Here is a 3,557-nt window from a genome sequence, read left to right on the forward strand (position 1 = left end):
GGCCTCGAGCACGGCCTTCGCGCGGGCGTCCGCGATGGCGGTCGCCGGCGCGCAGACCGGCACGTAGACGTCGACGCCCTCCTCCTCGACGACCCGCAGGAGCGCCTGCGCGTAGTCGGGGTCGTCCGGCCCCGGGATCGTGCGGAACACCTCGACGCTGCGCGACGCGCGGTGTCCCGTCCAGCGGTACTTCTCCGCCTCGACCAGCACCACGCGGTGCCCCGCGGCGTGGAAGGCGCGGCACAGCGCGAGGGCCTTCGTCATCTTGCCGCCGCTGACCATGACGGTCAGCGGCGGACCGGACCGGACGGCCCGCCGCTCGTCCTGCTGCCGCGCACGTCCGAGGAGCGCCGCTCCGGTCGTAGCCGCAGCCGCCACGGGCGCTGCCAGGGCCAGCAGTCCGAGCGCGCCGAGTGACTTCGCCGCCGCCCGCACGTCAGCCATCGACCCTCCGTTGCAGCAGGGTGAGTCCGTCGCGGACCGGCAGGACCACCTGCACGAGCGACGGGTCGGACGCGACCCGCTCGTTGAACGCGGCGATCACCCGACCCTGCTCCGCCTCGCGCTCCGACCGGGGCGGAGCCCCGTACGCGACGCCCTGCATCAGGGTGTTGTCGACGGCCACCAGAGCACCGTCGGCCAGCAGCCCGCGCTCGAGGAGCAGGTCGAGGTAGGCCGTGTAGCCCTCCTTGTCGGCGTCGATGAACACGAGGTCGAACGGCTCCTCGAGCCGTTCCAGCGACGCCAGCGCCGGGCCCTCGAGCAGCTCGACCCGACCTCCGTCGTCGGAGCGGCCGAACGCCTCACGGGCCACGGCCGCGGCACGCGGGTCCGCCTCGCACGTGACCACGACGCCGTCGGCCGGCAGCGCCTCGGCCACCGCGAGCGCCGCGTAGCCGGTGAACGTGCCGATCTCCAGCACACGACGCGCGCCGCTGAGCCGCACGAGCAGCTGCAGCAGCGCCGCCTCGACGTGTCCGCTGACCATCTCCGGCTCCAGCTGGGCAGCACCCGGCGGGTGCTCGCCCCACCGGTGCCCGGCCGTCGCGCGCGCGAGCTCGGCGAGCTGCGCCGACTCGGGCGAGGTGCTGGCCGCGACGTACGGGTCCAGACCGGCCAGCAGCGTGTGCGCCCGGCGGAGCCGGTCCAGGACCTCGTCGTCGACCGGGACGCCAACGTCGAGCCCGTCGAGGACGAGCGCGACCTCCTGCGCGGCGATGCCGACGGGCGTGACGGGCCGCAGCGCCTGCGACCCGTCACCCCCTGCCGGTCGGTGGACCGCCGAGGTCATGCCGGCACGGGCACGGCCGCGGCCGAGACGTGCGCGTCGACACCCCGACCCTCGCGCGGGTACGCCGCGACGAGCATCTTGTGCGTGGCCAGCAGCGCGTCGACCTCGTCGTCGGCGAGGTCGTTGAGGAACGCGCACGTGCCGATCGGCGACGGGACCGCCGCACGCAGCAGACCGTCGCGCGTCTGCAGGATCGACGCGGTCGCGCGGCGCACCAGGTCGGGCGTCAGGTCGTCGCTGTCGAGCGACAGGCCGAGCGCGCTGAACAGCCCGTGCACCCGGTCGCGGTCCGCCGCGCTGACGTGCCCGCGCGCCTCCGCGACCGTGGCCGAGAACGCCATGTCGATCGCGATGGCGTGACCGTGGTAGTACGGGTCGGCCGGGGCGAGCTCGAGCGTCGGGCTCCACGTGTGCCCGAACGCGATGACGCGATCGAGGTCGAGCTCGAGCAGGTTGGGCGTCTCGAGCTCGAGCATGACCTTGATGGACTCGTATGTGATCCGGTCGGCGACCTGACGCAGCTCCGGCGTGCCCCCGAGGTGCCCGAAGCGGGTCTCCAGAAGCTCCTCGGCGTGCTGCTCCAGCAGGTCGAAGGTGGCGGCGTCGGCGACCGTCGTGATCTTCACCAGCTCGGCCATGCCGTTGCGCACCTCCGCCTCCGGCAGCGTGCGCAGGAAGGAGAAGTCGAGCAGCACGTCGCTCGACGCGTGGTACGCCCCGAGCCGGTTCTTGTGCTTGCCGTGGTTCACGGCCACCTTGATCGACACGCTCGCGTCGATCAGCCCGATCAGCGTCGTGGGGATGCGGATGTAGGGCGTCGACCGGCGGAACGCGGCGCACGCGAACCCCGCCACGTCGGTCGTCAAACCACCCCCGACCACGAGGACCGGCTCCTTGCGGAGCAGGCCGAAGTCGGCGAACGCGTCGACGATGCCCTCGACCGTCGACCACTTCTTGTTCTTCTCGCCGATCGCGATGGGGTGGACGGTCAGCTCGATGTCGTGGTGGGCGAAGTAGGCCGCGGCGTCGTCGCCGTACAGCGCGTGGACCTCCGCGTCGACGACCATGAGGGCGCGTCCCCACTCGCGGTAGTGGTCGGCCAGCTCGGGCCGGGCGGGGTCGAACACCCCGTCGACGTAGGTCAGCGTGTAGTCGATCCGCTGGGTGGCGTGCACCTCGAAGGAGGTGGGCGTGGCGCTGAGGGTGGCGGGCTCGGTGCTCATCGTGTCCTCCCCGTCCTCAACGTCCGACGTTCCGCAGCAGGTCGTCGAGCTCGAGCGCGACGACGCGCTCGGTCGCCTCGGACCAGTCGTGGTCGGCGGTGTTCGTGTTCGGGAACGCGACGACGGGCAGGCCCGCGGCGCGCGCCGACGCGACCCCTCCGGTGTTGTCCTCGACGGCGACCGCGTCCGACGCGTGCTCGCCCAGGGCGGCCAGCGCGTGCCGGTACGCCTCGGCGGCCGGCTTGGGCTCGTCGACGTCGTCGGCGTCGACGACCACGTCGAAGTCGGCGGCCGACAGACCGGGCACCTTCAGGACCGCAGCCACATTGTCGGCCGAGGTCGTGGTCACGAAGCCCAGCCGGTGCCCGGCCTCCTTCGCCGCGCGGATCGTCTCGACGACACCGGCGCGGGGCTCCGGCGCCTCCTCTGCGAGCAGGGTCCGGAAGACCTCGGACTTGGTGGCGTGCACGGCCGCGGCGTCGACGTCGTCGCCCCGCTGCTCGGCGTAGGCGGCGACGCGGTCCTGCCCGCCGTTGCCGGTGAGGAGCGCGGCGTACTCCTCCTGGTCCCACGACCAGTCGAGGCCGTGCTGGGAGAAGGCGGTGTTGAAGGCCCGACGCTGCAGCTCGGAGCTGTCGACGAGCGTGCTGATGGAACCGAAGAGGATCGCAGACATACCTGTCCTAAGGAGGGTGGGAGTACGGACGTGCGCGGGGCAGCGCACCACGGTCGGCATCTGGGGCTACCGGGGGCCGTGAGGCATGGAATGCCTCGACCTTGGCACAGGTCGGGCGAATGTGCGCGTCGGCGCCGGACGTCCTCGACGGCGGACGCCGGACCCCCGTGGAGGTGTCCTGTGACACACTGGCGCCATGGTCGAGGAGGGCACGACCCCGGCGGACGAGGCGCGCAGCAGCAGCCAGCCGCGCGTGGTCAAGAAGGTCGTCAAGAAGACGGTCGTGCGGCCCGTCGCGCCGTCCGCCCCGGCCCCGCGGGAGGCCCGTCCCGCCCCGCCGCGCGCGACCGCCGTCTCGCGCCTGAAG

At 73.0% G+C, this 3,557-nt stretch carries 4 protein-coding genes; all 4 read right to left on the reverse strand.

The features are described 5' to 3' along the window. Window positions 1-444, reverse strand: a 444-nt coding sequence (locus tag A6Q79_RS18360; RefSeq protein WP_317698938.1) for a hypothetical protein, incomplete at its 3' end; no start/stop codon positions are given. Further along, the gene (locus A6Q79_RS18365; protein ID WP_286690181.1) at window positions 437-1,291 is read right to left on the reverse strand and encodes an O-methyltransferase; all 855 of its coding nucleotides are present in this window, start codon (window positions 1,289-1,291) and stop codon (window positions 437-439) included. The genes A6Q79_RS18365 and A6Q79_RS18360, both read right to left, overlap by 8 nt. Continuing rightward, on the reverse strand, window positions 1,288-2,514 hold the full coding sequence (locus A6Q79_RS18370; RefSeq protein ID WP_286690182.1) for a sedoheptulose 7-phosphate cyclase: 1,227 nt from the start codon (window positions 2,512-2,514) through the stop codon (window positions 1,288-1,290). Before A6Q79_RS18370 ends, A6Q79_RS18365 begins: the two co-directional genes overlap by 4 nt. A 16-nt stretch (window positions 2,515-2,530) precedes the next feature. Continuing rightward, window positions 2,531-3,190 (reverse strand): HAD family phosphatase, encoded by a 660-nt coding sequence (locus A6Q79_RS18375; protein WP_286690183.1) that lies wholly within the window; start codon window positions 3,188-3,190, stop codon window positions 2,531-2,533. Window positions 3,191-3,557 lie beyond the last annotated feature (367 nt).

It is taken from the genome of Aeromicrobium sp. REDSEA-S32_B7, from assembly GCF_001626145.1.
GTDB classification, from domain to species: domain Bacteria; phylum Actinomycetota; class Actinomycetes; order Propionibacteriales; family Nocardioidaceae; genus Aeromicrobium; species Aeromicrobium erythreum.